18 protein-coding genes, 2 tRNA genes and 2 pseudogenes are annotated in these 24503 nt (G+C 70.6%); 4 read left to right on the top strand and 18 right to left on the bottom strand.

What is annotated here, in order from left to right:
• Positions 1–13 precede the first annotated feature (13 nt).
• Positions 14–1051 carry a dipeptidase gene (locus tag IGA62_RS05110; RefSeq protein WP_145816022.1) on the bottom strand — a complete coding sequence of 346 codons (1038 nt, stop codon included), beginning with the start codon at positions 1049–1051 and terminating at the stop codon, positions 14–16.
• On the bottom strand, positions 1048–1335 hold the full coding sequence (locus IGA62_RS05115) for a hypothetical protein (RefSeq protein WP_145816021.1): 288 nt from the start codon (positions 1333–1335) through the stop codon (positions 1048–1050). The genes IGA62_RS05110 and IGA62_RS05115 overlap by 4 nt, the downstream gene beginning before the upstream one ends.
• Positions 1336–1431: 96 nt before the next feature.
• Here IGA62_RS05115 and IGA62_RS05120 point away from each other — a divergent pair, with 96 nt between their 5' ends.
• Both IGA62_RS05120 and IGA62_RS05125 read left to right on the top strand, forming a co-directional pair.
• Positions 1432–2853: a glycosyl hydrolase gene (locus IGA62_RS05120; RefSeq protein ID WP_145816020.1), complete on the top strand. Its 1422-nt coding sequence runs from the start codon at positions 1432–1434 to the stop codon at positions 2851–2853.
• A 185-nt stretch (positions 2854–3038) separates the two neighbouring features.
• Positions 3039–4607, top strand: a complete 1569-nt coding sequence (locus IGA62_RS05125) for a D-glucuronyl C5-epimerase family protein (RefSeq protein ID WP_145816019.1) — start codon at positions 3039–3041, stop codon at positions 4605–4607.
• Positions 4608–4848: 241 nt separating this feature from the next.
• Here the strand turns inward: IGA62_RS05125 and IGA62_RS05130 are convergent, their stop codons facing one another.
• On the bottom strand, positions 4849–5103 hold the full coding sequence (locus IGA62_RS05130) for a type II toxin-antitoxin system RelE family toxin (protein ID WP_232624881.1): 255 nt from the start codon (positions 5101–5103) through the stop codon (positions 4849–4851).
• Positions 5104–5162: 59 nt separating this feature from the next.
• Entirely contained in the window at positions 5163–5447 is a 285-nt protein-coding gene (locus IGA62_RS05135) for a type II toxin-antitoxin system Phd/YefM family antitoxin (protein ID WP_145816017.1), read from the bottom strand.
• A 197-nt stretch (positions 5448–5644) separates the two neighbouring features.
• Between IGA62_RS05135 and IGA62_RS30855 the strand changes: the two are divergent.
• A pseudogene (locus tag IGA62_RS30855) lies at positions 5645–5776 on the top strand (helix-turn-helix domain-containing protein); the annotation flags it as partial.
• 170 nt (positions 5777–5946) lie between these two features.
• Here the strand turns inward: IGA62_RS30855 and IGA62_RS05145 are convergent.
• The 3 genes and pseudogenes from IGA62_RS05145 to IGA62_RS05160 all read right to left on the bottom strand — a co-directional run bounded on the left by IGA62_RS05145 (position 5947) and on the right by IGA62_RS05160 (position 6912).
• A tRNA-Ile gene (locus IGA62_RS05145) sits at positions 5947–6020 on the bottom strand.
• 263 nt (positions 6021–6283) lie between these two features.
• Positions 6284–6595: pseudogene (locus tag IGA62_RS30860) on the bottom strand (FAD-dependent oxidoreductase); the annotation flags it as partial.
• 244 nt (positions 6596–6839) lie between these two features.
• Positions 6840–6912: transfer RNA gene (locus tag IGA62_RS05160), tRNA-Asn, on the bottom strand.
• Between the two features lie 264 nt (positions 6913–7176).
• Here IGA62_RS05160 and IGA62_RS05165 point away from each other — a divergent pair.
• Positions 7177–7605, top strand: coding sequence for a hypothetical protein (locus tag IGA62_RS05165; protein WP_145816015.1), 429 nt, complete (start codon positions 7177–7179; stop codon positions 7603–7605).
• A gap of 68 nt (positions 7606–7673) precedes the next feature.
• Here IGA62_RS05165 and IGA62_RS05170 read toward each other — a convergent pair whose 3' ends face one another.
• The 11 genes from IGA62_RS05170 to IGA62_RS05220 form a co-directional block, all read right to left on the bottom strand.
• The gene (locus tag IGA62_RS05170; protein WP_145816014.1) at positions 7674–8684 is read right to left on the bottom strand and encodes a sugar phosphate isomerase/epimerase family protein; all 1011 of its coding nucleotides are present in this window, start codon (positions 8682–8684) and stop codon (positions 7674–7676) included.
• A 322-nt stretch (positions 8685–9006) separates the two neighbouring features.
• On the bottom strand, positions 9007–11118 hold the full coding sequence (locus IGA62_RS05175) for a ThuA domain-containing protein (protein WP_145816013.1): 2112 nt from the start codon (positions 11116–11118) through the stop codon (positions 9007–9009).
• Positions 11119–11246: 128 nt separating this feature from the next.
• Positions 11247–14078 (bottom strand): PQQ-dependent sugar dehydrogenase, encoded by a 2832-nt coding sequence (locus tag IGA62_RS05180; RefSeq protein WP_145816012.1) that lies wholly within the window; start codon positions 14076–14078, stop codon positions 11247–11249.
• A gap of 958 nt (positions 14079–15036) precedes the next feature.
• On the bottom strand, positions 15037–16233 hold the full coding sequence (locus IGA62_RS05185; protein WP_145821784.1) for a Gfo/Idh/MocA family protein: 1197 nt from the start codon (positions 16231–16233) through the stop codon (positions 15037–15039).
• Between the two features lie 53 nt (positions 16234–16286).
• Positions 16287–17339 carry a substrate-binding domain-containing protein gene (locus IGA62_RS05190; RefSeq protein ID WP_145816011.1) on the bottom strand — a complete coding sequence of 351 codons (1053 nt, stop codon included), beginning with the start codon at positions 17337–17339 and terminating at the stop codon, positions 16287–16289.
• Positions 17340–17461: 122 nt separating this feature from the next.
• Positions 17462–18565 carry an ABC transporter permease gene (locus IGA62_RS05195; RefSeq protein ID WP_145816010.1) on the bottom strand — a complete coding sequence of 368 codons (1104 nt, stop codon included), beginning with the start codon at positions 18563–18565 and terminating at the stop codon, positions 17462–17464.
• 40 nt (positions 18566–18605) lie between these two features.
• Complete coding sequence (locus IGA62_RS05200; RefSeq protein WP_145816009.1) at positions 18606–20165, bottom strand: sugar ABC transporter ATP-binding protein; 1560 nt, start codon at positions 20163–20165, stop codon at positions 18606–18608.
• A complete protein-coding gene (locus IGA62_RS05205; protein WP_145816008.1) occupies positions 20162–21340 on the bottom strand; it encodes an ROK family transcriptional regulator in 1179 nt (392 codons plus the stop codon). The genes IGA62_RS05200 and IGA62_RS05205 overlap by 4 nt, the downstream gene beginning before the upstream one ends.
• Before the next feature lie 292 nt (positions 21341–21632).
• On the bottom strand, positions 21633–22766 hold the full coding sequence (locus IGA62_RS05210) for a YihY/virulence factor BrkB family protein (RefSeq protein ID WP_145816007.1): 1134 nt from the start codon (positions 22764–22766) through the stop codon (positions 21633–21635).
• A 102-nt stretch (positions 22767–22868) separates the two neighbouring features.
• A complete protein-coding gene (locus IGA62_RS05215) occupies positions 22869–23678 on the bottom strand; it encodes an ABC transporter permease (protein ID WP_145816006.1) in 810 nt (269 codons plus the stop codon).
• Between the two features lie 9 nt (positions 23679–23687).
• Positions 23688–24500 (bottom strand): ABC transporter permease, encoded by an 813-nt coding sequence (locus tag IGA62_RS05220; protein WP_377465203.1) that lies wholly within the window; start codon positions 24498–24500, stop codon positions 23688–23690.
• Positions 24501–24503 lie beyond the last annotated feature (3 nt).

Genomic DNA, 24503 nt, shown 5'->3' on the forward strand with positions numbered 1-24503 from the left:
GTCACGATCGGCGCTACAGGTCCGCCGGCTTCCACGCCTCGCCGAAAACCCGAAGCCAGTTGCCGCCGAGGATCTTGATCACGTCTTCGGGCGAGAAGCCCCCGGCAAGGAGCGCCTCGGTGAAGTTGGGGAACTGCGAGGCGTCGTCCATGCCGATCGCCCGACGCTCGTTCCACCCGAAGTCACCGAGGAGGTTCTGCTGCTCCTTGTCCTTCAACTGCGCGGCCCGCATCGCCTCGGTCCACGTCTCGTCGTAGTCGGTGGCGATGGCGACGTGGTCGACGCCGGCCACCTCCACCACGCGGCTGACGTGCTCCACGAAGCGGGCGAGGTCAGGACGCCGGGTCGGGGCGTCGGGGTAGTAGAGGAACCCGGACAGGGTGGTGATGCCCATGACGCCGCCCTGCGCGCCGAGGCGGCGCAGGTAGTCGTCGGACTTGGCCCGGATGTGCGGCGACATCGCGTCGCAGAACGAGTGGGTGACGACGACCGGCTTGTCGGAGGCGTCCATCGCGTCCAGGCCGGTGCGCTCGCCACAGTGCGAGACGTCGACCAGGATGCCCAGCTCGTTCATCGCCCGGACGAAGGTGCGGCCCTTGCGCGTCAGCCCCGAGTCGGTCACCTCCCCGCAGCCGGCACCGAGCAGGTTCTGCCGCTGGTAGGTCAGCTGCAGGATGCGGATGCCGAGGTCGTGGAAGGTGCCGAGCAGGTCGAGGTCGACACCGATCATCTCGGTGTCCTGCGGGCCGAGGATGACGGCTTCCTTGCCCTCGGCCTTGGCCCGCTCGATGTCGGCCACCGTCAGCGCGAGCAGGACGGCGTCGGCGTGCTCGTCGATCCACCGGCGGCACTGGTTCACCTCCCGCAGGGCGGTGACCGTGTCCGCGTACGGCCTGGTGACCGTGTGGTTGACGGCGGTGACTCCCCCTCGCCGGATCCGGTCGAGGTGGGCGTCGCTGAGCTCGATGACCGTGCTTCCGTCCACCACGGTGGCAGCGGCGTGCAGCTCGGTCGACGAGTGGACGGGACTTTCCGTGGCGGCAGTGTTCACGTCATCTCCAGGATCATCGGAAGATGCTCGGACTCTACGAGAACCGGCAGTTGCTGTCCATAGATCCTCAGAAACTCGTCATGAAGCTGCTCTGTAGTGACGAATTTCGTCACTAACGGGTAGTCATACCCACTCTCGCCGACCAGCCGGGCACGAATGGGGCGATGACCCACCAGCGCACCCAGACCGCAGAGAACCGCCAACAAGGGCGGACCCCTGGAAAGCGGGACGTTCACCAGGGCCAACCCCAGGAGCCCGGCGGGCACCCAGAGATGGACATCCATCGATCAGCGACGGTACAGTGCCCTACTGAACCGCTTCAGTCATCGGCCATCGTCAGGGCAATCCACAGGTCCCCTGCCCGTCCGAGGAGAGTTCCCATGACAGCTCGATCCCTGCGGGCCCTGGCGGCAGCCGGCGTCGTTGCGACTGCCGGACTGTTACCGTCCGTGGTGGTCCCGGTCCCGGATACCGCCGCGGCGTTCGCGCCCGCGACCAAGGCCACCGTCGTCAGCCACCTGCGGTCCATCACCGGGTCGTACGTCGTGTCGGGCCAACACAACAAGGAGCCCGCCAGCCAGCCCGGTCAGTACACCCAGCAGGTGCACGACGTCACCGGCCAGTACCCGGGCCTGTGGGGCGGCGACATGATGTTCCGCGCCGACGACATCGACAACCGCCAGCGCGTGATCGACCAGGCGAAGACCGAGTGGGCCAACGGTTCCCTGGTCACCCTCACCTGGCACGCCTGCTCGCCCACGGTCGGCCGGACCTGCGAGTTCGAGGGCGGCGTCAAGACCCGCATCTCCGACACGCAGTTCCAGCAGATCGTGACCGGCGGCACCGCGCTCAACCAGACCTGGCGCAACCGGATGGCCGAGGTCGTCCCGTACCTGCGACAACTCCGGGACGCGGGCGTGCCGGTGCTGTGGCGGCCCTTCCACGAGATGAACGAGAGCTGGAACTGGTGGGGAGCACGCCCCGGCGCCAACGGGGGAGCCAAGATCTACCAGCAGATGCGCGACTACTTCGACAGCCAGGGACTCGACAACCTCGTGTGGGTGTGGAACGTGCAGGACAACCCGGCCGGCGGCTGGGCCACCTACTACCCCGGCGACAACTACGCCGACGTGGTGTCCCTGGACGTCTGGTACAAGAGCCACCCCTCCACAGGCGACTACCAGCAGATCCAGTCGATCGCGGGCAGCAAGCCGACCGCGATCGCCGAGATGGGGAAGATGCCCACCGGCTCTCTCCTGGACAGCCAGCCCCGCTGGTCCTACTTCATGATCTGGTCCGAGCACCTGCGGGGCAACAACACCGACACCGAGATCCGGAACGCCTACTACCACCCCCGCGTGCTCAACCAGGGCGAAATCGACCTCGGCGGTGGCACCAATCCCCCACCCACTGGCAAGATCCGCGGCGTCGCCAGCGGCAGGTGCGTCGACGTGGCCGGCGCCAACAGCGCCAACGGCACCGCCGTCCAGCTCTACACCTGCGACCTCAACGGCACCGCGCAGGCCTGGACCCGCGCCGCCGACGGCACCTTCCGCGCCCTCGGCAAGTGCCTCGACGTCACCGGGGGCGTCAACGCCGACGGCACCCGGATCCAACTCTGGGACTGCACCAGCGGCAACCCCCACCAGCAGTGGCGCTACGACCCCAGCGCGCAGACCCTGACCAACCCCGCCACCGGTAGGTGCCTCGACGCCACCGGCCAACAGACCACCGACGGCACCCGGCTACAGATCTGGACCTGCAACAGCCAGGGCAATCAGAGGTGGAGCGTGCCCGGCTAGCCGTTGTCAGGGGCCGTCACGACCGGCTGATCGAGCACGATCACGGCTCCGGTAACCGCGCCGTCGCTAAACGTACGGGCGGCCGGGAACTTTCACCCGAATTTCCTGCCGAATCGGTCAGTCCGAGTGGGAGGCGAATCGCCGTAGCATCTGGGGCGATCATCACCCACGGGAGGCCTGACCTGATGAGAACCACCCGCCGGATCGGCGCCGGCATCCTCGCCGGACTGCTGCTCACCACGCTGCCGGCACCCGCGGCGCACGCCGCTCCGCCCACGCCCGCCGGCCCGGACCGGGCACCGAACGTGTCCGTCGCCCCGGACCGGAACGCCGACCCGATCCTCGAGGGCACCCCCCGCAAGCCGTCCCGTGACGTCGGAAAGGTGAAGAAGCAGCAGCGGCAGCTCGGCGCGGCCTCCGCGACCACCCTGCCCGCCTACGACCGCGACGGCTACGAGCCGAAGACGATCCCGGCTGCGGCCTACCCGTACCGGGAAGAGGGCGCGCCCGTCGTCGACAGCGGGTTGCACGACGAGCACGGCGTCCGCATGTTCTCGTTCGGCGGCCAGATCTGGGACCACCCGGTCGCGCAGGCCCAGTGGGGCCTGAAGAACGTGACCAGCTACCTGAACCTCGGCGACCAGCTCTTCCTGGACCGCGCCATCGCCAACGCGCAGCGCAACCTCGACCGCAAGGTGATCAGCCGCGGCGCGTGGTGGTACCCGTACGACTTCGACCTGACCCGCTGCGCGGGCCGTCCGGTGCTCAACGCACCGTGGTACAGCGGCATGGCGCAGGGGCAGTTGCTGAGCCTGTTCGTGCGGCTGCACGAGATCACCGGCGACGCGAAGTGGCGCGAGGCGGCCGACAACACCTACGCCACCCTGACCATGGGGCCCGACCCGTCCGGCCCGTGGGCCAGCTGGGTCGACAGCGGCGGACGGGTCTGGCTGGAGGAATACCCGGAGAGCCCCGGCACCACCGGTGAGCGTGTCTTCAACGGACACATCTTCGCGATCTACGGCGTGTACGACTACTGGCGCATCACCAACGACCCGGGCGTGGCGGCGCTGTTCGACGGTGCGATCACCACCATCCGGCAGTACCTGCCCAACCACCTGCGCAACCTGCGCTGGGCGAGCAACTACTCGGTGGGCTGCCAGAACCCGCACCTGAAGTACCACGTGATCCACACCGAGCAGATGCTCAAGCTGTACGAGATGACGCACAACTCGATCCACGCGTCCAACTCGTACCTGCTGCGCTCGGACTACCCGGACCCCGGCGTCAGCGGCACCGTGCGGTTCGAGGCCGGTACCCACTACGGGTACAAGTTCGACTCCGCCGGCAACATCACCGCGTCGAAGAGCCTCACCCTGGCCTCAGGGTCCAGCGCCCCCGCCGACCAGCGGATCCGGGTGTACGGACGGAACTACTACTACCGGATCACCGCCGGGGCGTTCGCCGGCTACCTCGTCCCGGAGGTGTTCGGTGAGCGGGTCCTGCTCGGCAAGGTCCAGCAGCAGACGTACAGCCCGACCCTGATGTTGAACGTCCAGCCGGGCACCTACACCGGGTACGCCTACGACGCCGCCGGCAACGTGACCGCCACGAAGACGATCACGTTCACCTCCGCGTCGGGCGCCCCGCTCGGGGCCACCGCCTGGGTCAACGGCCGGCTCTCCTACCAGCCGACCGCCGGTAGCTACGTCGGCTACTGGCTGCCGCACGTGACCGGCCTGTCCTTCTCCTGATGCCTGCCCGGGCCGCCTCGTTCAAGGGGTGGCCCGGCCAGCATCCGAGTGTGGAGGTTGGGGTGCCCGGCTGTTCGCACCGATGGGCCGGAGGCACCACCATGCGAACCGCGCCGCCACGATCGCCGGTGACCCCCTGCCACTGAATCCGCCCAGCTCGCAGCGCTGCTAGCCCAGCCAAGGAGCGTCATGCCGTCGCGGCCACAGCGGCGGCATCGCCGGACCCGGCCCGGAGGGTGTCCTACGAACGGTAGGCGTCACGCCGTTGACGGATCGAGTGGATCTCCACGACTCGCTTCGCCTCGTTGATCCGATAGACGATCCGGTAGGTACCACGCCGGGCGGAGTGAAAGCCGTCGAAGGGTTCGTCGAGAGGCTTGCCCGCCCGATACGGGTTGACCGCGATCGCCCGCTGGATGGTTTCCGTCGCCGCCATCGCCGCCTCCAACGGCAGGTCCTCGTGCAGATTGCGGCGAGCCTGCCGGGAGAACACCATCGTGTACGGGCTGAGCGGTTCGTTGATGTGGTCGTCCCCCCGCTTGCCCCCCGGAGGCATCAGGCCGCCCTGCTTCGACGCCGCTCCAGCTCGGCACGCACCTCGTCCACCGGGAACGTGTCGCCGGCTGCGAAATCCTCCCGCGACTGGCGCAGGTCTGCGAGGGTTTCGTCGTCGGACAGCAGGTCGAGCGTCTCCCGCATCGACTCGTACTCGGCCACCGAGATCAGCATCACGTCGGCCCGGCCGTTACGGGTGATCGTGAAATGGTCGTGCTCCCGGGCGACCCGGTCGGCGAGTTCGGCGATCCGGGCCTTGGCTTCCGTGATGGGAATGGTCTCCACGGCGACCATTCTAGCGACCGGTCGGAATTATGGTCAATCCGAATCCTTATCACGACCCGGCTCCTGCCCGCTCGTTGAGCGTCCGGACCAGCAATCGATGCCTCGGAGGACCCATGGCTGTCCGACCCCGCCCCGCCGCCCCTTGTCGCCCGGGTTCCCCGACTCTGGCGTCACCGTGGCCGAGCGTCGGTTCGTTCATGGCTTGGTTCCGACGCGAAAACGGGCTCAGCCGAGCCGAGTTGGGCACGATCGTCGGCCGAAGTGTCGCGAGTGTCGCCTCCTACGAGCAGGGCCTGCGGCGGCCCCCGCGGCCGTTGTTGCTCGATCTCCTGGACGCCATACCCGTCGGCGGCATCAGGTTCAATCTGGGTAACTGGTGGTGCCGGTGCCGGCGGGCCAGCGTGTGGGCGAGGTCGAGATGTTCGACGATGAGTCGTTTACGGAGGGCGTCGCGCTCGACCAGGCCAGGCAGACCCCTCCGTTTGGGTATCCGTTTCGGTGGGGCGGGCGGGGCTCGAACCCGCGACCGAGGGATTATGAGTCCCCTGCTCTAACCCGCTGAGCTACCGCCCCCTGCTGGCGCCGGGATACTAACCCGGTCGCGCGAATACCGGCCACCACCATGCGCGGCGACGGCAGCGATCTTCCGGCACGATGGGCAACGCGAGGATAACAGCCTGCATCGACCACGGCTGACCCGTCCGCCCCACTCCCTGCCCCTTCCCGTCCGGCCCGTTCGGTCCGATGGTTGGACAACGAAGTGGACGGGCCGACACGCCGACACGGAGCTGGTCGGCTGCCTGATCGACGTGGCGGAGGGACCAGGCGGGTCAGGGGCGGAGGTCACGCAGGAGGGTGCCGGCGGCACGCCAGCCGCTGGCGAGGGCGCCCTGGATCGAGGGGCTGTCGCGGTGGTCGCCGGCCACGTAGAGGCCGTCGCCGAGGGCGACCGGCTTGCGCAGGTGCTTCTGCGGCGGAGACGCGGCCGGCAGGAGGTAACCGTCGAGCCGGTCGGTGGCGACCCGACCGCCGAGCCGGTCGCCAGCCTCCACCAGTCGCCAGGGCACTCCGGCGCGGTGCAGGCGACGGGCGGCGGCGAGCCCGGCCAGGCCCCCGCCGACGATGACGACGTCAGGTCCAGTCGGCATCGACCGTTCTCCCTCGTGTCGATGGTGTGGCACTGGCGCGCCAAGCGACGCAGAAATCGACGCAATCGGGAGTCTATGCCGGCCCTGTCCATCCTGCCGGGCGTCGAGGAGCCGGAGGGAAAACGACCGTCCCGCTGCGGGGCCGACGCCGTTGGCATTGCCGGCGGGATGGGCGGGCAACGGGACGCACGGCCTGGAAACAGCGACGCCCGCCTGGCGGATGCCGGCGGGCGTGGTGGAGAAGCTCCCCCGTTTGGACTCGAACCAAAAACCTGCCGGTTAACAGCCGGCTGCTCTGCCAATTGAGCTACGGGGGATCGCGTTTCCCGGAACCGGATCTCTCCGGCACCGTGCGACGGGGACAAGAGTACAGGACTTCCCCGGGTGTTGGTCCAGGGGGTTACCACCGAACTTTGAACCGCAAGAAGTGGGACAAATCGCCATCCGGACACAAGGAGGCATGAGCAGAGAGCAGGATGGGTAGTTAGCTGCGGACAGAGGACGCAGGCGCGACACGACGGCTCCCGACCGGGTCCTCCCGGTACGGGGTCGGTAGCGCGTCAGGTACGAAGGGAGCCGCCATGCGCGGAAAGATCATGTTCCTTGGCGGGCTGGCTGCGGGATTCGTCCTGGGCGCCCGTGCCGGCCGGGAGAAGTACGAGGAGCTGGTGGTCCGGGGCCGTAAGGTGCTCGACCACCCGACCGTGCAGGAGGCGGCCGGCGTCGCACAGGCCCAGGCAACCCGGCTCTACAGCGAGGGCAAGGACAAGCTCAGCAACTCCAAGCTGGGCGAGAAGCTCCACACGGGCAGTGGGGGCGGCAACCAGGAGTTGACCGCCGCCGACGACGCCTTCGCCGGCACGCCGGCCACGGTCGGGGCGAAGACCGGCAGCAGCACCACCAGCACCGGGTCGACGGGCAGCAGCTCGACCGGCACCGGCACCAGCTCGGCCAGCAGCACCAACCGGAGCAAGTCGTCCGGCACCGGGGCCAACGGCAGCACCTTCTGAGCAGAGGTGTCTCCGACGGGCCGGCCGCTTCCGCGGCCGGCCCGTCGGGCATCGTACGCCCTGCGAGGTCAGTCGCGACCGCTGCTGAAGGCCGCGTCGAAGGCGGCGGCCGGGGCGTCGAAGGCGAGCCGACGGACGAACTGGAGCGCCTCGGGCGCGCCGACGAGCCGGTCCATCCCGGCGTCCTCCCACTCGATCGAGATCGGGCCGTCGTACCCGATGGCGTTCAACGCCCGGAAGCAGTCCTCCCAGGGCACGTCGCCGTGTCCGGTGGAGACGAAGTCCCAACCCCGCCGTAGGTCGGCCCAGGGCAGGTGGGAGGAGAGCCGGCCGCGCCGACCGTCGCCGGTACGCACCTTCGCGTCCTTGCAGTCGACGTGGTAGATCCGGTCGGCGAAGTCGAGGATGAAGTTGACCGGGTCCAGGTCCTGCCAGACGAAGTGGGACGGGTCCCAGTTGAGGCCGAAGGCGGGGCGGTGCCCGATCGCCTCCAGGGTCCGCCGGGTGGTCCAGTAGTCGTACGCGATCTCGCTGGGGTGGACCTCGTGGGCGAACCGCACCCCCACCTCGTCGAAGACGTCGAGGATCGGGTTCCACCGGTCGGCGAAGTCCTGGTAGCCGCGCTCGATCATGGCCGGTGGCACCGGCGGGAACATCGCCAGGGTGTGCCAGATCGACGAGCCGGTGAAGCCGACGACGGTCCGTACCCCGAGCTTCGCCGCCGCGCGCGCGGTGTCCTTGATCTCCTCGGCGGCCCGCTGCCGGACCCCCTCGGGCTCGCCGTCACCCCAGATCCGGGCGGGCAGGATGTCCTGGTGCCGCTCGTCGATCGGGTGGTCGCAGACCGCCTGGCCGACCAGGTGGTTGGAGATGGCGAAGACCTGGAGGTTGTGCTTCGCCAGCGTCTCGCGTTTGCGATCGACGTACGAGTCGTCGGCCAGGGCCTTGTCGACCTCGAAGTGGTCACCCCAGCAGGCGATCTCCAGGCCGTCGTAGCCCCACTCGGCGGCGAGCCGGCAGACCTCGTCGAACGGAAGATCGGCCCACTGGCCGGTGAAGAGCGTGATCGGTCGCGCCATTGTCCTTCTACTCCCCTGTGGTGATGGGGGATTCCGTGGGCGGGACCGGGGCGAGGGCGACCGGGCCCGGGACGAGGGGCCACGCCGGAGGGAGGGACCGGTGGGTGCCTCCCCGCCGGGTTGACGGGTGCACCTGGCACCCGGCGGGTTGCGCCTCCCGCCGGATCACCGGCCGCCTGTCACGGCTGCCGCCCCCCACTCTAGGACCGGCGTGGCCCGGTGCGGAAGAGCTTCACGCCACCGGCGGGTGGGGTGGCGGGGGTGGTGGCAGGGGGCCCTTCCTCCTCACGAGGCGGTAGCAAGGGACCCCTGCCACCACACGTCACGGCAGAACCCACCTCTGGTTCGCACCACCGTGACAGGTCCACAGGTGCACCACCTGACCATCCACCGCACTGTTCCCCGACACGTCCAGACACTTCCCCGACTGCGGATTACGCACCGAACCATCCGACTGCGCCGCCCACACCTGCGCACCCGAACCGTTACACGTCCACAACTGGATCTTCGTACCGTCCACCGAACCACCACCCGACACATCCAGACACTTACCCAACGCCCGCACCGGACCGCCTGGCGTCACCGACCACGTCTGCGCCGCCGTGCCGTTACAGGACCAGATCTGGATCTGCGTACCGTCGGCGGTGGCCGCGTTCCGCACGTCGAGGCACTTCCCACCCAACCCGACGACCGGGCCGGTGCCACCGGCGCTGGTGGACCGGACGAGGGTGAAATCGTCGACGTCGAAGAGACCGGAGCCGGAACCGGTGAAGGTCAGGTACAGGTTCTGCGTACCGGACGGCACCCCGGCGAGGGTGGTGCCGACGTCGGCGAAGGTGGTCCAGCTCCCGGTGTTGGGCACCGCCACCTGGCCGAGCACCGGGCCGGTGGACGAACCGGTCCGTACCTGGATGGTGCCGCCGGGTCCCCCGGAGACGACCCGGGCCCGGAACGCGTTCACCCCGGTCAGGTCGAGCCCCTGGTACGCGGCCCAGTCACCGGGGTCGACGTGCCCGAGGGTCTGCCCACCGTTGGCCCCGGTCTTGGGGTACGGGCTCACCCCGCTGGCGCTGCTGTACGCCTCGGCCTGAACGGTGGTGTTCCCGTCCGGCGGCGGGGTGCCGCCCAGCTCCTTGATCCGGATGTTGCGGAACGAGACGTCGTCGCCCGTACCGTGGTTCTGGAGGCCGACGTGGCCGGCGAGCGAGCGGGCCGGGTCCGTGTTGGTGAAGTCGTTGATCTTCCGGCCGTTGAGGAAGACCTGGAGCCGCTCCCCCTCGACCAGCAGTTCGTAGGTGTTCCACTCCCCCGGCGGGTTCAGCGCGGCGTCCCGGGCGGCGATGTCCGCGGACCGGAACGTGTAGACCGCGCCGGTGGTGCGGTCGGCCGCGTCGGTGGCGTCGATCTGGATCTCGTACCCGTTGTTCACCGCCGACCAGGGGTCGCTCGACGGCGGGAAGCCGATGAAGACACCGGAGTTGTCGTCCCCGGCCATCCGCCAGTCGAGCTTGAGCGAGTAGTTGGTGAACTGCTTCGCGCTGTACCAGTACAGACCCATCCCACCGACCGAGGTGAGGGTGGCGTCGGCGTTGGTGAAGCTCCCCGGCCCGGCCTGTGACCAGCCGGTGGTGGAGCCGTCGTAGAGGGTGGTGTAGCCGGTCTCGGGACGGCAGTCGGCCCTGGTCCGTCCGGCCGCGTACCGGATGCCGCCGAGCAGGTGCGCCCGGAAGGCCGGGTCGGCGTACGACGCCTGGGTGTGCCCGCCGCCGGTGTAGAACGACCGGCCGGCGCTGACCGTCCGGCACCAGGCGATCGGGTGGTCGGCCCCCATCGACCCGCCGGAGTACGACGACTCGTCGAGGGTGGCCAGCACCCGGACGGAGGGACGGGGGCTGGTCCGGTAGTCGTACCACTCGTCGGTGCGGGTCCAGGTGTGCGGCAGGTGCGCGGTGGCCGCGTGCGCCCGGTCCGCCACGTGGACGGTGGCCTGCTGGATCGCCGGGTGCGAGGCGAAGTAGGCGCCCACCAGGTTGCCGTAGAACGGCCAGCCGTACTCGGTGTCGGCCGCCGAGTGGACGCCGACGAACCCGCCGCCGCCATTGACGTACGCCTCGAAGGCGCTCTGCTGGCTGGCGTCGAGCACGTCACCCGTGGTGTTGAGGAAGATCACCGTCTCGTACTGGGCGAGGTTGGCGGTGGTGAAGCGGGTGGCGTCCTCGGTGGCGGTGACCGTGAAGTTGTGGGCCGCGCCGAGGTCCCGGACGGCCTGGGTGCCCACGGCGATCGAGTCGTGCCGGAACCCGGCGGTCTTGGAGAAGACCAGCACGTCGTACGGGGCGTCGGCGGCGCTGGCCGGGGTGGCGGGAGTGGTGCAGGCAAGGACGGCGAGAACGGCGGTGGCCGCGCCGAGGGCGGATCGGAGGAGTCTACGCATGTCGCTCTCCCAGCGGTGTGGGGCGGTGGTGGCGGGGTGGCGTCGAGGCGGTGGTGGGGTGGCGGGGGTGGCGGCAGGGGGCCCTTCCTCCTCACGAGGCGGTAGCAAGGGACCCCTGCCACCACACGTCACGGCAGAACCCACCTCTGGTTCGCGCCGGTGTGGCAGGTCCACAGGTGCACCGCCTGCCCATCCGTCGCGCTGTTGTTCGACACGTCCAGACACTTCCCCGACTGCGGATTACGCACCGAACCATCCGACTGCGCCGACCACACCTGCGCACCCGAACCGTTACACGTCCACAACTGGATCTTCGTACCGTCCGCCGAACCGCCACCCGACACATCCAGACACTTACCCAACGCCCGCACCGGACCGCCTGGCGTCACCGACCACGTCTGCGCCGCCGTGCCGTTACAGGACCAGATCTGGATCTGCGTGCCGTCGGCGGTGGCCGCGTTCCGCACGTCGAGGCACTTCCCACCCAACCCGACGACCGGGCCGGTGCCACCGGCGCTGGTGGTGAAGGCGAACGTGTCGACGTCGAACAGCGCGCCGGTGCCACCGGCGAAGGTGAGGTAGAGCCGGCCGGTCGTGGCCGGCGCACCGGAGATGGTGCCGGTGACGGTGGTGAAGGTGTCCCAGCCGCCGGTGACCGGCACGGTGGCCGAGCCGAGCACGGTGCCGGTGGGCGAGCCGGCCCGCACCTGGATGGTGCCACCTACCCCGGCGGAGGAGACCCGCGCGCTGAACGAGGTGACGTTGTCGAGCCGGTACGGCTCGAACGCGATCCAGTCCCCGTTGTCGATGCTGCCGACGGTCCGGCCGCCCTCGGCCGGGGCCTTGTCGTAGAGGGTCACGCCGGAGGAGTCCTTGTGGTGCTCCGCCTGACGCTTGCGCGGCTGGAGGATGTGCTGCTCGTGCGTGGTCAGCCCGCCGGAGTCGGTGTACTCGGCGTCGAAGACGGCGAAGATGTTGGCCGCCTCGTCGTGTTCACCGTCGACCGGAATGGTGATCGAGCCGGAGCAGCCGTTCTGCGAGGTGATCGCGTGGCCGTGCTGGTCGTGGCCGAGCACGTAGGTCATCTTGACCTTGGTGCAGTCGATCGTCCCGTCCTCCGGGTCGGTGACGGTGATGCTGAACGGCACCGTGTCGCCGTAGGAGAAGAGCCGCCCCTCGAAGGGGGCGTTGATCTTCACGGTGGGAGCGGTGTTGCCGACCCTGATCGACACGCTGGCCGTACCGGTCGCGCCCTGCGGGTCCCGGACGGTCAGCGTCACGGTGTACGTGCCGTTGGTGGTGTACGTCTTGCTCGGGTTCGCCGAGGTCGAGCCGGTGCCGTCGCCGAAGGTCCACGAGTGGGTCAGCGCGCCCCCGTCCGGATCCGACGACCCGGCCGAGGAGAAGTTCACGGTCAACGGGGCGGCCCCGGAGGTCCGGTCGGCGGTGGCCACGGCGGTCGGCGCGCGGTTGCCGCCGCCGATGTGGTCGTAGCGGTAGAGCGCCGAGTTGGCGTCGCCGTTGAAGTAGCCGGTGCCGTAGTCGAGCACGTAGAGCGCGCCGTCCGGGCCGAAGGCGGAGTCCATGACCTGCTTGCCGTTCCACGGGAAGGTGTCGATGGTGCCCGGGGAGCCGTCGGTGTTCAGGTGGATCGGCTTGACCCAGCCGCGACCCAGCTCACCGGCGAAGAACTGCCCGTGGAAGGACTGCGGGAACTTCGTGGTGGAGGGGTTGGTGGCGTCGTACCGGTAGACCGGGCCGGCCATCGGCGACTCGGAGCCGCCGCCGAACTCGGGCGGGGTGCCGGCGTCGCCGGCGTACCGGATCCAGGCGGGCTTCGCCCCGGGGAGCGTGGGCAGGCCGGTGTTGCGGAACGAGTTGTTGGTCGGCCCGCCGGTGCAGTTGTACTTCGCTCCGGCGGTGCCGGCGGCGAAGTCCCACTCCGCGTACGTCTCGGTGGCGGTGTTCGTGCCGGTGCAGTACGGCCAGCCGTAGTTGCCGGGACCGGTGATCCGGTTGAACTCGACCTGCCCGCTCGGCCCCCGGGTGCTGGTGGTTCCGGCGTCCGGGCCGTAGTCGCCGACGTAGACGATGCCGGTGGCCCGGTCGACGCTCATCCGGAACGGGTTGCGGAAGCCCATCGCGTAGATCTCGGGACGGGTCCTCGGGTCGGAGTCGACGAACATGTTCCCCGCCGGGATCGAGTACGTCCCGTCCGCGTTCACCTTGATCCGCAGGATCTTGCCGCGCAGGTCGTTGGTGTTGGCCGCGGTGCGCTGCGCGTCGTACGCCGGGTTGCGGTCGGTGCGCTCGTCGAGCGGTGCGTAGCCGGCGGAGTCGAACGGGTTGGTGTCGTCCCCGGTGGACAGGTAGAGGTTGCCGGCCGCGTCGAAGTCGATGTCGCCGCCGACGTGGCAGCAGATGCCCCGGTCGGCCGGTACGTCGAGCACGTCGATCCGGCTGGCGGTGTTCAACGTCCAGTCGGCGTTGAGGGTGAACCGGGAGAGCCGGTTGACGCCCCGCCAGGCGGAGAAGTCGGTGCCGGTGGCCGGGGCGTCCCCGGCGGGGGTGGACAGCGGCGGTGCGTAGTAGAGGTAGACGTGCCGGTTGCTGGCGAAGTTCGGGTCCGCGCCGACGCCCTGGAGGCCCTCCTCGTCGTGGGCGTAGACCGGAATGGTGCCGAGCACCGTGGTGGTGCCGGCCGCGTCGGTGCGGCGCAGCGTGCCGTTGCGGGCGGTGTGCAGCACGGAGCGGTCGGGCAGGACCGCGATGGTCATCGGTTCGCCGACCTCGGCGACCCCTTTGGCCAGGGTGACCTGTTGGAAGTCGGTAGCGTTGACGGGGTGGGCCTGCGCGGGTGAGGTGCCGCCGAGGGCGACCAGCCCGGCTGCGGCCAGCAGCAGCAACGCGGAGCCGACCGACGACGTTCGCCGGCCGGGGGTGCCGTCGTGTGTGGACATGCCTGGGTCCGTCCCTTCCTGACGATCGACTGCCAGGGCGGGCGCGCGCCGTCGCGCCGGGTGCCGTAGCGGGGGATGTGCTCGGCTCGGGCCGGGTGCCGTCCCGGTCGGGCCGTGTCGTCCGGGGGCGTGGCGCAGGTGCGCGCTGACGCTCGGGGACGGTCGATGGATCACCGCGCCGCCGGTTCACCTCGACGAAACAGGTTCGCGATGGCGACGACATTAAGGGGTTTCGATGTCGGTGTCCATAGCTTCTGACAGTTCTCGCGGAACTTCTGCTCAAGTCGCGAAAAGTAGCCGCAGCGGCCCGCTGCGGACCTGCCCGGTGCCGCGTCACGGGAGCGGTTCGCGCACCGCGTCCTGTCGAGCTGCCCGCACAGACGGGGCAGCTCTACAGCGTCGTCCCGGTCGTACCTCTGCTGTCGCGCACGCTCGCACACGGACCACGTCTCGTCCGCTCGAACGCGGACCACGTCGTGCACGCTGAAACCCGGACCACGTCGTGCGCGGGAGGGCGCCCCGCCCGTCCCACCGGGCCGGTTGAGCGCCCGCGGACCGGCGGCGACGTCGGCGGCGAGGACGTCGGCCCGCAGGCCCGGTCCGGTGTGACGGACGGGGCAGGTGGGCAGGGGTCGGTCGGCGTCTCGCCCCTGTCCACCCGTGTCGTCCGCTCGGGACAGGTACCGTCCCGAATCGGGGTCGGAGGTCCGGTCCTCCGGTGCGACCGGGGAATCCCGGTCCGGCCGCACCGGACGACCGTCGTGCTGTCGTGCCCCACCGGGCCGGAGACGGTCCGCCGGGGCACGCCGTTTCCGGATCGGACCTCGTCTCCGGCCGCGGGGCGCAACCGCGGCCGGCCCTCGCCGGTCCGTCCGGAACGTCGCTCGGATGGGCGGCCCGGAGGCCGTCCCACGGTGGGTGGTGGGGGCGCGGGTACCGCGACTTGCGCCCCGGTCGGTCAGGCGGCCACCGTCGCCAGGGCCGGTTCCACCTCGGTCCAGGACGAACCGAGTTCCGCCGAGCGGGTCACCGCGTCCAGCACGAGCTGGACCTGCAACCCGTCGGCGAACGAGGGGGTGGGGTCGGTGCCGGTGGCGACCGCCTCGACGAAGTCGCGCATCTGGTGGGTGAAGGAGTGCTCGTAGCCGATGATGTGCCCCGGCGGCCACCAGGCCGACATGTACGGGTGGTCACCCTCGGTGACCAGGATCCGGCTGAAGCCCTGCTCCGCCGGAGGCAGCGCGGCGTCGTAGAAGTCGAGTTCGTTGAGGCGCTCCAGGTCGAACACCACGGTGCCGAGTGAACCGTTGATCTCGACCCGCAGGGCGTTCTTCCGGCCGGTGGCGAAGCGGCTCGCCTCGTACGTGGCCAGCGCCCCGCCGTCGAGCCGGGCGACGAAGACCGCCGCGTCGTCCACGGTGACCGTTCCGGTGGCCGGAGCGGGCCCGTCCGCCGGAGCGGCGGCACCGTCCACGGCGGCGGCCAGGCCGTGTGAGTCGACCGGCAGCGGTCGCTCCTTGACGAAGGTCTCGGTGACCGCGCTGACCCCGGTGATCCGCTGCCCGGTGACGAACTGGGTCAGGTCGATGATGTGCGCCCCGATGTCGCCGAGCGCACCCGACCCCGCCCGGTCCTTGCGCAACCGCCAGACCAGCGGGAACTGCGGGTCCACGATCCAGTCCTGGAGGTAGGTCGCCCGGACGTGCCGGATGACGCCCAGCCGGCCGGCGGCGACCAGGTCCCGCATCATGGTGACCGCCGGCACCCGGCGGTAGTTGAAACCGCACATGGACCGGACGCCGCCGACTCGGGCCGTGGCCGCCGCGGCGGCCATCGCCCGGGCCTCCTCGACCGTGTTGGCCAGCGGCTTCTCGCACAGCACGTGCTTGCCGGCGGCCAACGCGGCCAACGCGATCTCGGCGTGGCTGTCCCCCGGGGTGCAGACGTCGACCACGTCGATGTCGTCCCGGGCGACCAGGTCGCGCCAGTCGGTGGTGTAGGCCTCCCAGCCGAGCCGGTCGGCGGCGTCGGCCACCTTCCCGGTGTCCCGGCCGCAGATCAGGGCCATCCGGACCCGGGCCGGCAGGTCGTACACCCGGTTCACGGTGCGCCACGCCTGCGAGTGCGCGGCACCCATGAACGCGTAGCCGACCATGCCGACCCGCAGTTCCCGTGGTGAAGTGGACAAGGTGGGTCTCCCCCCGTGTGTCAGAACCCGAGCTTGAGGTAGCTGCCCGCGTTCTCCTTGGTGATCGTCTCCGAGGCGAGCACGATCTCCTTCGGTACCTGGAGTTCCACCAGGTCGGACATGCCCTTGCCCTGGCCGATCAGTCGGGCCAGGCTGATGGCCGAGGAGGCCATCGACGGGCTGTAGGTGACGGTCGCCTTCAGCACGGTGTTGTCGGCCTGGATGTCCTCCATGGCCTTCTTGGAACCGGCGCCGCCGACCATGAAGAACTCCTTGCGGCCGGACTGGTTGACCGCCGCGAGCACCCCGATGCCCTGGTCGTCGTCGTGGTTCCAGAGCGCGTCCATCTTCGGCAGCGCCTGGAGCAGGCCGGTGGCCGCCTGCTGGCCGGAGTCCGCGGTGAACTCCGCCGGCCGCCGGTTGGCCACCTTGAAACCGTACGAGGCGAGGGTGTCGGCGAAGCCCTTCGACCGTTCCTGGGTCAGCTCCAGCGAGTCGATGCCGGGGATCTCGCCGATGACCGGGTTGGTGACGCCCTTGCCCCGCAACTGCTCCACGATGTACGTCGCGGCGGCCACCCCCATGCCGTAGTTGTCGCCCTTGATCTGGCAGCGGTACGCCCGGGCGTCCGGGAAGGCGCGGTCGAGGTTGACCACCGGGATGCCGGCCTTCATCGCCTCCAGGCCGAAGGCGTTGAGTTCCTTGCCGTCGTGCGGCAGCAGCACGATCACGTCGGGCTTCTGGGACAGCAGGGTGGACAGCGCCGCCCGCTGGGCCGCCGCGTCCGCGCCGGCCTCGACCGTCTTGAACTCCACGTCTGAGTACGCCGCCGCCTGGGCCTTGGCGTTGCTGGTGATGGCGGCGATCCAGCCGTGGTCGGCGGCCGGGGCGGAGAAGCCGATGGTGACGCGTTTGCCGGGCTCGGCGTTGCCGCCCGCCTCGGCGGCCTTGGTCTGCGCGGCGGTCGGCGCGGTCTCGTTGCTGGTGCAGCCGGCGAGCAGCGCGCCGGCACCGAGCGCGGCGGTGCCGAACAGCATCCGGCGGCGCGACAGGTCGCGGCGGTGCTGGGTCATCGTGACCTCCTGGGTGCGGGGGTGGTGGAGGGGTACGGAGGAAGGGTGCGTTCGTCCCGGCCACCGTCGGGTACGAGGTGGCCGCTGGTCGGGGCTGGTGTGTCCGGGGCGCCGCCGCCGGGTCAGGCGGTGGTCGCCCGGTTGCGGCGCAGGAACTGCGAGAGACTGCGGAACTGGACCTGCTGGACCAGGACCGCGGCGACGATGATGCCGCCCTTGACCATGTTCTGGGCCTCGGTGGAGAGCCCGTTGATGGCGAACAGGTTGGTGATCGTGGAGAAGATGATCACGCCGAGCAGGGAGCCGACGATGGTGCCCCGCCCGCCGCTGAGCAGCGTCCCGCCGATGATCGCGGCGGCGATGGCGTCGAGTTCGTAGAGGTTGGCCATGGCCGCCTGGGCCGAGGTGGCCTGGGAGGTGAGCATGACGGCGGCGATGCCGCAGCAGAGCCCGGAGAGCCCGTAGAGCAGCAGGGTGTGCCGTTTGACGTCGATGCCGGCCAGCCGGGCCGCCTCCGGGTTGCCGCCGACGGCGACCGTGCGTCGGCCGAAGGTGGTGCGGTTGAGCAGCACCCACCCGGCGACGACCACCGCGGCGAGGATGTAGACCAGCAGCGGGATGCCGAACAGGTTCGTGCTGGCGATGCCGTTGATGGTGGCGTTGTCGGAGACCTGGGTCTGCTTGTCGGAGATCTCCGCCGCGAGGCCCCGTGCGGCGACCATCATGGCCAGGGTGGCGATGAAGGGCACAAGCTTCCCGTACGCGATGAGCAGACCGTTGACCAGGCCGACCGCCAGTCCGACGGTGAGCGCGCTGAAGATCATGCCGCCCGCGCCGTAGCTCTGGGTGGCGACGGTGGTGGACCAGACCCCGGCCAGCGCGACGATCGCCCCGACCGAGAGGTCGATGCCCCCGCCGATGATCACGAAGGTCATGCCGACGGTCACCACGCCGACCACCGAGGCCAGTTTGAGGATGGTGAGGATGTTGTTCCAGACCCAGGTGGAGTCGCCGTAGAGGTCGGGGCGGGTGGCGATCCCGATGGCCACCAGCACCACCAGCACGGCGATCAGGCCCAGGTTGCGTCGCGCGCCCTCGCCGTCCTCACCCCGCCAGAGGGAGAGGACACCCCGTCCGGTGGTGGTGGTGCCCTTGTGGACCGGGGGCGACTGCGCCGGCAGGTCGGTGGGGCGTTCCGGGGTGGTGGTACCTGTCGCGTCGCTCATGCCGTCGCCTCGCTTGTGCGTGTTCGGCCGCTGCATCCGTTCATGCCGGCGTGCCTTCCAGGAGGGACCCCGCCATGACGAGGTCGAGCACGGTGTTCTCGTCCAGTTCGCCGGCCGGCGCCTCGCGCACGACCCGCCCTTCCCGCATCACCAGCACCCGGTCGGCCAGGCCGAGCACCTCGGGGACCTCGCTGGAGACCAGCAGCACCCCGACGCCCCGGGCCGCCAGGCCCCGGATCACCTGGTACAGCTCGGCCCGCGCGCCCACGTCCACACCCCGGGTCGGCTCGTCGAGCAGCAGCAGCCGGGTGTCGCCGAGCAGCCAGCGCCCGACCACCACCTTCTGCTGGTTGCCGCCGGAGAGGGTACGAACCGGGCGGCCCACGTCCCGGGGCCGCAGGTCGAGGACGTCGGCGATCCGGTCCGCCTCGGCCCGTTCCCGGTCGGTGTTCGTGAAGCCGAGCCGGGCGTACCGGCCGAAGGTGGCCAGGGTGACGTTGCGGTAGATCGGCTCGCCGAGCAGGAGCGCCTGGCTCTTGCGTTCCTCCGGGGCCATCCCCATGCCGGCGCGGACCGCCGCGCCGACGCTGCCCGGACGCACCCGCCGACCGGCCACCCGGACCGTGCCCGCCTCCGGACGGCGGGCCCCGAAGATGGTCTCCATCAGCTCCGACCGACCCGAGCCGACCAGTCCGGCGATGCCGACGATCTCCCCGGCGCGGACGCTCAACGACACGTCGGCGAACTCGCCGGTGCGGGTCAGCCCGTCCACCCGGAGCAGTTCCCCGCCGGGGGCGGTGTCCGGGCGTTCGGGGAAGACGTACTCGATGGTCCGGCCGGTCATCCGGCTGACCAGGTCCCGGGTGGGGGTGTCCCGGGCGGGCAGGTTCGCCGCGGTCGTCCGGCCGTCCTTGAGGACGGTCACCCGGTCGCCGATCTCGCGGATCTCCTCCAACCGGTGGGAGATGTAGATGACCGCGATGCCCTGCGCGGTCAGCTCCCGGATGATCCGGAAGAGGTTGCCCACCTCGTCGTGGGCGAGGACCGCGCTGGGCTCGTCCATGACGATCAGTCGGGCCTGGTGGGAGAGGGCCCGGGCCATGCTGACGATCTGCTTGCCGGCCGCCGGCAGCGCGCGGACCATCCGGCCCGGCGGGATCTCCGGGTGGCCGAGCCGACCCAGGATCTCCCGGGTACGCCGGGCGGTGTGGCCCCGGCGGACGAAGCCGAACCGGCGCGGTTCGTGGCCCAGGAACGCGTTCTCCGCGACCGAGAGGTCCTCGACCAGGTCGAGTTCCTGGTAGATGGTGGCGATGCCGGCGCGCATGGCGGCCTGCGGGTTGGCGAAGGTGGTCGGCTCGCCGCGCCACCACACCTGCCCCGAGTCCGGCCGGTGCACCCCGGCGAGCACCTTGATCAGGGTGGACTTGCCGGCCCCGTTCTGCCCGAGCAGACAGTGCACCTCGCCCGCCCGCACCTCCAGCTGCACCCCGTCCAGGGCGCGGACGCCGGGGAAGGTCTTGACCACGTCGGTCAGCCGCAGGACCACCTCACCGGGCGGGTCGACCGGGGGCCGGTGCTCCGACCGGTCGGTGTTCACGACGCCTCCAGGAAGGCGACGTCGCTGGCGAGCACCGCCGCGCCGGCGACCCCGGCGCGTGCCCCCAGCTCGGAGAGGACCACCGGCAGGTTGCCGGTGGCCAGCGGCAGCGACCGGCGGTAGACGACGCTGCGGATCTCGGCGAGCAGGACGTGGCCGAGCTGGGCCAGTCCCCCGCCGATCACGATCATCGACGGGTTGGCGAAGCTGACCAGACCGGCCAGCACGCCGCCGACACGCCGTCCGCCCTCCCGGATGAGCTGGATGCAGGTCACGTCTCCCTCGCCGGCCCCCTCGGCGACGTCGAGCGCGGTGACCCGACCCCGGGCGGCCAGCCGCTCCGCCAGCGCCGGGGAGGCGCCGCTGCGCGCGGCGGCGGTCGCGTCCTTGGCCAGTGCCGCGCCGCTGAAGAGTGCCTCCAGGCAGCCGGCGTTGCCGCAGGAGCACACCGGACCGTGCGACTCGACCTGGATGTGGCCGATGTCCCCGGCACAGCCGTCGCTGCCCCGGTAGACCTCGCCGCCGAGGAAGATCCCGCACCCGATCCCGGTCCCGATCTTGACGAAGAGGAAGTCGTCGACCGAGTGGGCCACCCCGCCGTGCCGCTCGCCGATCGCCATGATGTTGACGTCGTTGTCGACCACCGCCGGGCAGCCGTGCTCTCGGGTGAGCAGTTCCCGGACCGGGAACCGGTCCCAGCCCGGCATGATCGGCGGGGAGACCGGCACCCCGTCCCGGAAGCTCACCGGGCCGGGCAACCCGACGCCGATCGCGTCGAGTCGCTCGTACGCCCCGTCGGCCTTGGCCTTGTGCAGCAGTTCGTTGACCCGGTGCAGGGTGGCCTTCGGCCCCGAGCGGATGTCGGCCTGTTCAGCGTAGGCGGCGACCGGTTCGAGCCGGCCGTTGACCACCTCGACGTCGATCGAGCTGGCCCCCATGTCCACCGCGGCGAACCGCAGGCGCGGGTCCAGCTCGACCAGGGTGGACCGACGGCCACCCCGGGACTTGGCCAGGCCGGCCTCCGCGACGTAGCCGAGGGCGACCAGCCGTTCCAGCTCGGCGAGCAGGCGCGGACGCGGAATCTGGAGGCGGTCGGCGAGTTCGGCCCGGGAGAGGGCCCCTTCGTCGCGGAGCAGCCACAGCAGTCGCAGGTGCAGGGGATGGGCCTTCCGCACCGGGACTCACCTCGCTTCAAGCCGTTCACGTCGACGTGACGTCGTCGTGTCGTGCCCGTCACAGTAGGAGTCTTCCGCAGGGCATGTCCAGACCTTCAGACGATCTGGATCCAACTTTTGTCATTGAGAGCAAAAGCTACGGTCGAATCGCTGAAACTTGTCGGTAACGTGTGGCCCGTCCCGACCTGTCCCGTCGGTGCGGACACGCCCCCGCCCCCGCCACGTGCGCGGCGGGGGCGGGGGCGGGGGCGGGGGCGGGGGCGGGGGCGGGGGCGGTGCGACGGTACGGGTGTCAGCGGACGTTGGGGCGGCGCTTGCGCTCCTGCTCCCGCTTGCGGGCGTTCTTGCGGAGCTTGCGGTCGTCGCGCAGCTCGACGTACGGCTCCTTCTCCGGGGAGTGCCCGGCCGCGATCGCCCGGCTGCGTTCGAGTTCGGCGTCGAACTCGGCGCCGAGCAGGATGGCGATGTTGGTCAGCCAGAGCCAGATCAGGAAGACGATCACGCCGGCCAGCGCCCCGTACGTCTTGTTGTACGAGCCGAAGTTGCTGACGTAGAGCGCGAAGAGACCCGAGATGACCAGCCAGATCACCACCGCCAGCACGCCACCCGGGCTGACCCAGCGGAACCCGCCGTGCCGCGCGTTCGGCGAGGCCCAGTAGAGGAGCGCGAACATCAGGCTGACCAGCACGAGCAGCACCGGCCACTTGGCGATGTTCCAGACCGTCACCGCGGTCGATCCGAGCCCGATCGCGTTCCCCGCCGCCTCGGCCAGCCGGCCGGTGAAGACCACGATCACCGCGCTGGCCAGCAGCATCACACCGATCACGGCGGTCACCCCGATCCGGATCGGCAGGGTCTTCCAGATCGGCCGCCCCTCCGGCACGTCGTAGATCGAGTTGGAGGCGCGCATGAATGCCGCGATGTAGCCGGAGGCCGACCAGAAGGCGGCGAGCAGACCGAGCACGGCCGCCACGCTGGCCAGGCCGCCGGACGCGCTCGCCTGGTCGATGGCCCCCTCGATGATCTGGCGGATGCTCTGGTCCGGCACCGCCTCGGTGACCGTGTCCCGGACCTCGTTCGTGGCGCTCTCGCCGAGCAGTCCGAGCAGCGAGATCAGCACCAGCAGGCCGGGGAAGATCGAGAGCACGCCGTAGTAGGTCAGTGCCGCCGCCCAGTCGGTCAGGCTGTCCTCGGAGAACTCCCGGCCCGTCCGGCGCAGCGTGGCCAGCCACCCGGTGCCGGAGAGATCGGTGGGGCTGTCCGGTCCGTCGTCCGGCCCCACCGGGCGGTTGCGGCTCGGCGCGGCGGGCGTGGGCTCCGCGTCCGCGCGGGACTCACCCGACGGGTCGGCGGGTACGCGCCGGGCGGTGGTGGCGGAGCGGTCGCGGTGCGGCCCGCCCCGGCCGGGGGACTCGTCGGAGGCCATGCGCCCCTCCCTCAGGTCGGCTGTCTCCCCCTGCTCATGCCCCGCCCCGGCCCCGGGTAACCACCCTCCGCGTCCCACCCGGCCAGCTCCGGGCCAGCCGGACTACCGGTAGAGCAGGCGGGACGTCCGGCGGGACGCCACGACCAGACACAGCACCGTCAACCCGACCAGGTAGAGCACGTCGACCAGCCAACCCCCGCCGCCGGTGCCGAGCGCGGCGCCCCGGATCAGATGCACCGCACGGTAGAGCGGGGTCACCTCCACCACCCAGCGCAGCACGTCCGGGTACGCCTGCGCCGGGACGAAGGTGCCGGAGAAGAGGAACAGGGTGAACTGCGCCGACCCGAGCAGGTCGAAGTCCTGCCAGCTGCGCATCAGGGTGGCGACGGTCATGCCCAGCGCGCCGAACGCGAAGCCGACCAGCAGCGCCGCCGGCAACGCCGTCACCGCCCGCGCCACGGTGGTCAGGTCCATCGTCACCATCACCACGAGGAACGCCGCCGAGTAGAGCGAGCCCCGCAGCATCGCCCAGGCCAGCTCACCGAGAGCGATCTCGAACGGCTGCACCGGGGTGGCGATCACCCCGTCGTACAGCTTCAGGTACTTCATCTTCCCGAAGAAGTTGAAGGTGGTCTCGGCGAGCGCGCCGGTCATCGCCGACGAGGCGAGCAGCGCCGGGGCGACGAACGTCGCGTACGACACGACCCGGCCGTCGGGGAGGGTGAAGTCGCCGACCAGCGCCCCGACCCCGACGCCGATGGAGAAGAGGTAGAACACCGGCTCCAGGAAGCCGGAGACGAGCACCAGCCAGTACGCCGTACTGAGCGTGTCGACGTTCCGCCAGGTCACCGCGGACGAACGGCGGGCGGCGGCCCGGGCGTCGAGCAGCCGGGGCAGCACCAGAGCGACCACGGGTCCTCCCTAGACGACGAGGGTGCGGTGGAACACGCGCCGGGCCAGCACCCAGCCGGCCACGGCCCAGACCGCGAGGTACAGCAGGTGGCCGGTGGCCGACCACTGCGGGGCCACCCCGAGCGTGGCGGCCCGGCACAGGTCGACGCCGTGCCAGAGCGGGGTGAGGTACGCCAGCCAGCGCAGACCGACCGGCAGCGACTCGACCGGGAAGAAGACCCCGGCGAAGAGGGTCGCCGGGATCACCGCGAACCGGAACAGCAGCGCCAGGTAGCTGTCGCCGGGCACGCTGCCGGCGAACGCGAAGACCGGTGCGGCCACCGCCAGGCCGAGCAGCAGCACCACCGGCAGGGCGAGCAGCACCCAGATCGAGTGCACCGCCCCGAACACCGCCGCGACCAGCAGGAACGCGGCGGCGGAGGTGAGCACCCGGAACAGGACGAAGATCAGATGACCGCCGAGGATGTCGCCGACCCGCAGCGGGGCGGCGCTCTGCGCGTAGTAGAGCTTGGTCCACTGGAAGTTGCCGTACACCGGCCAGGTCGACTCGCTGACCGCGACCTGGAAGGCGGTCGAGGCGACCAGTCCCGGCAGGATCCAGTCGAGGTACGGCACCCCGCCGACGCCCTGGTCGACGTACGCGCCGACGCCCACACCGAAGCCGAGCACGGTCAGCACCGGCAGCAGGAACGACGAGAAGATGCTCGCCCGCCAGGTACGTCGGTATCCGACCAGGTGGTACGACAGGACCGCCAGCGCCGGCACCCGGGGCAGGGTCGGCCGGGCCGCCTCCCGGCGGGACTGCTGCCGCGTCACGCTCATCAG

It is taken from the genome of Micromonospora sagamiensis (assembly GCF_014680085.1).
GTDB classification, from domain to species: Bacteria; Actinomycetota; Actinomycetes; order Mycobacteriales; family Micromonosporaceae; genus Micromonospora; species Micromonospora inyonensis.

Excerpts from the sequence above, each read along its gene's own strand:
- IGA62_RS05210 (WP_145816007.1), bottom strand. The coding sequence starts at position 22,766 with ATGGCCTCCGACGAGTCCCCCGGCCGGGGCGGGCCGCACCGCGACCGC.
- IGA62_RS05180 (WP_145816012.1), bottom strand. The coding sequence starts at position 14,078 with ATGTCCACACACGACGGCACCCCCGGCCGGCGAACGTCGTCGGTCGGC.
- IGA62_RS05165 (WP_145816015.1), top strand. The coding sequence starts at position 7,177 with ATGCGCGGAAAGATCATGTTCCTTGGCGGGCTGGCTGCGGGATTCGTC.
- IGA62_RS05190 (WP_145816011.1), bottom strand. The coding sequence starts at position 17,339 with ATGACCCAGCACCGCCGCGACCTGTCGCGCCGCCGGATGCTGTTCGGC.
- IGA62_RS05125 (WP_145816019.1), top strand. The coding sequence starts at position 3,039 with ATGAGAACCACCCGCCGGATCGGCGCCGGCATCCTCGCCGGACTGCTG.
- IGA62_RS05115 (WP_145816021.1), bottom strand. The coding sequence starts at position 1,335 with ATGGATGTCCATCTCTGGGTGCCCGCCGGGCTCCTGGGGTTGGCCCTG.
- IGA62_RS05170 (WP_145816014.1), bottom strand. The coding sequence starts at position 8,684 with ATGGCGCGACCGATCACGCTCTTCACCGGCCAGTGGGCCGATCTTCCG.
- IGA62_RS05220 (WP_377465203.1), bottom strand. The coding sequence starts at position 24,500 with ATGAGCGTGACGCGGCAGCAGTCCCGCCGGGAGGCGGCCCGGCCGACC.
- IGA62_RS05130 (WP_232624881.1), bottom strand. The coding sequence starts at position 5,103 with ATGGTGTTCTCCCGGCAGGCTCGCCGCAATCTGCACGAGGACCTGCCG.
- IGA62_RS05120 (WP_145816020.1), top strand. The coding sequence starts at position 1,432 with ATGACAGCTCGATCCCTGCGGGCCCTGGCGGCAGCCGGCGTCGTTGCG.
- IGA62_RS05185 (WP_145821784.1), bottom strand. The coding sequence starts at position 16,233 with ATGGTCGGCTACGCGTTCATGGGTGCCGCGCACTCGCAGGCGTGGCGC.
- IGA62_RS05195 (WP_145816010.1), bottom strand. The coding sequence starts at position 18,565 with ATGAGCGACGCGACAGGTACCACCACCCCGGAACGCCCCACCGACCTG.
- IGA62_RS05175 (WP_145816013.1), bottom strand. The coding sequence starts at position 11,118 with ATGCGTAGACTCCTCCGATCCGCCCTCGGCGCGGCCACCGCCGTTCTC.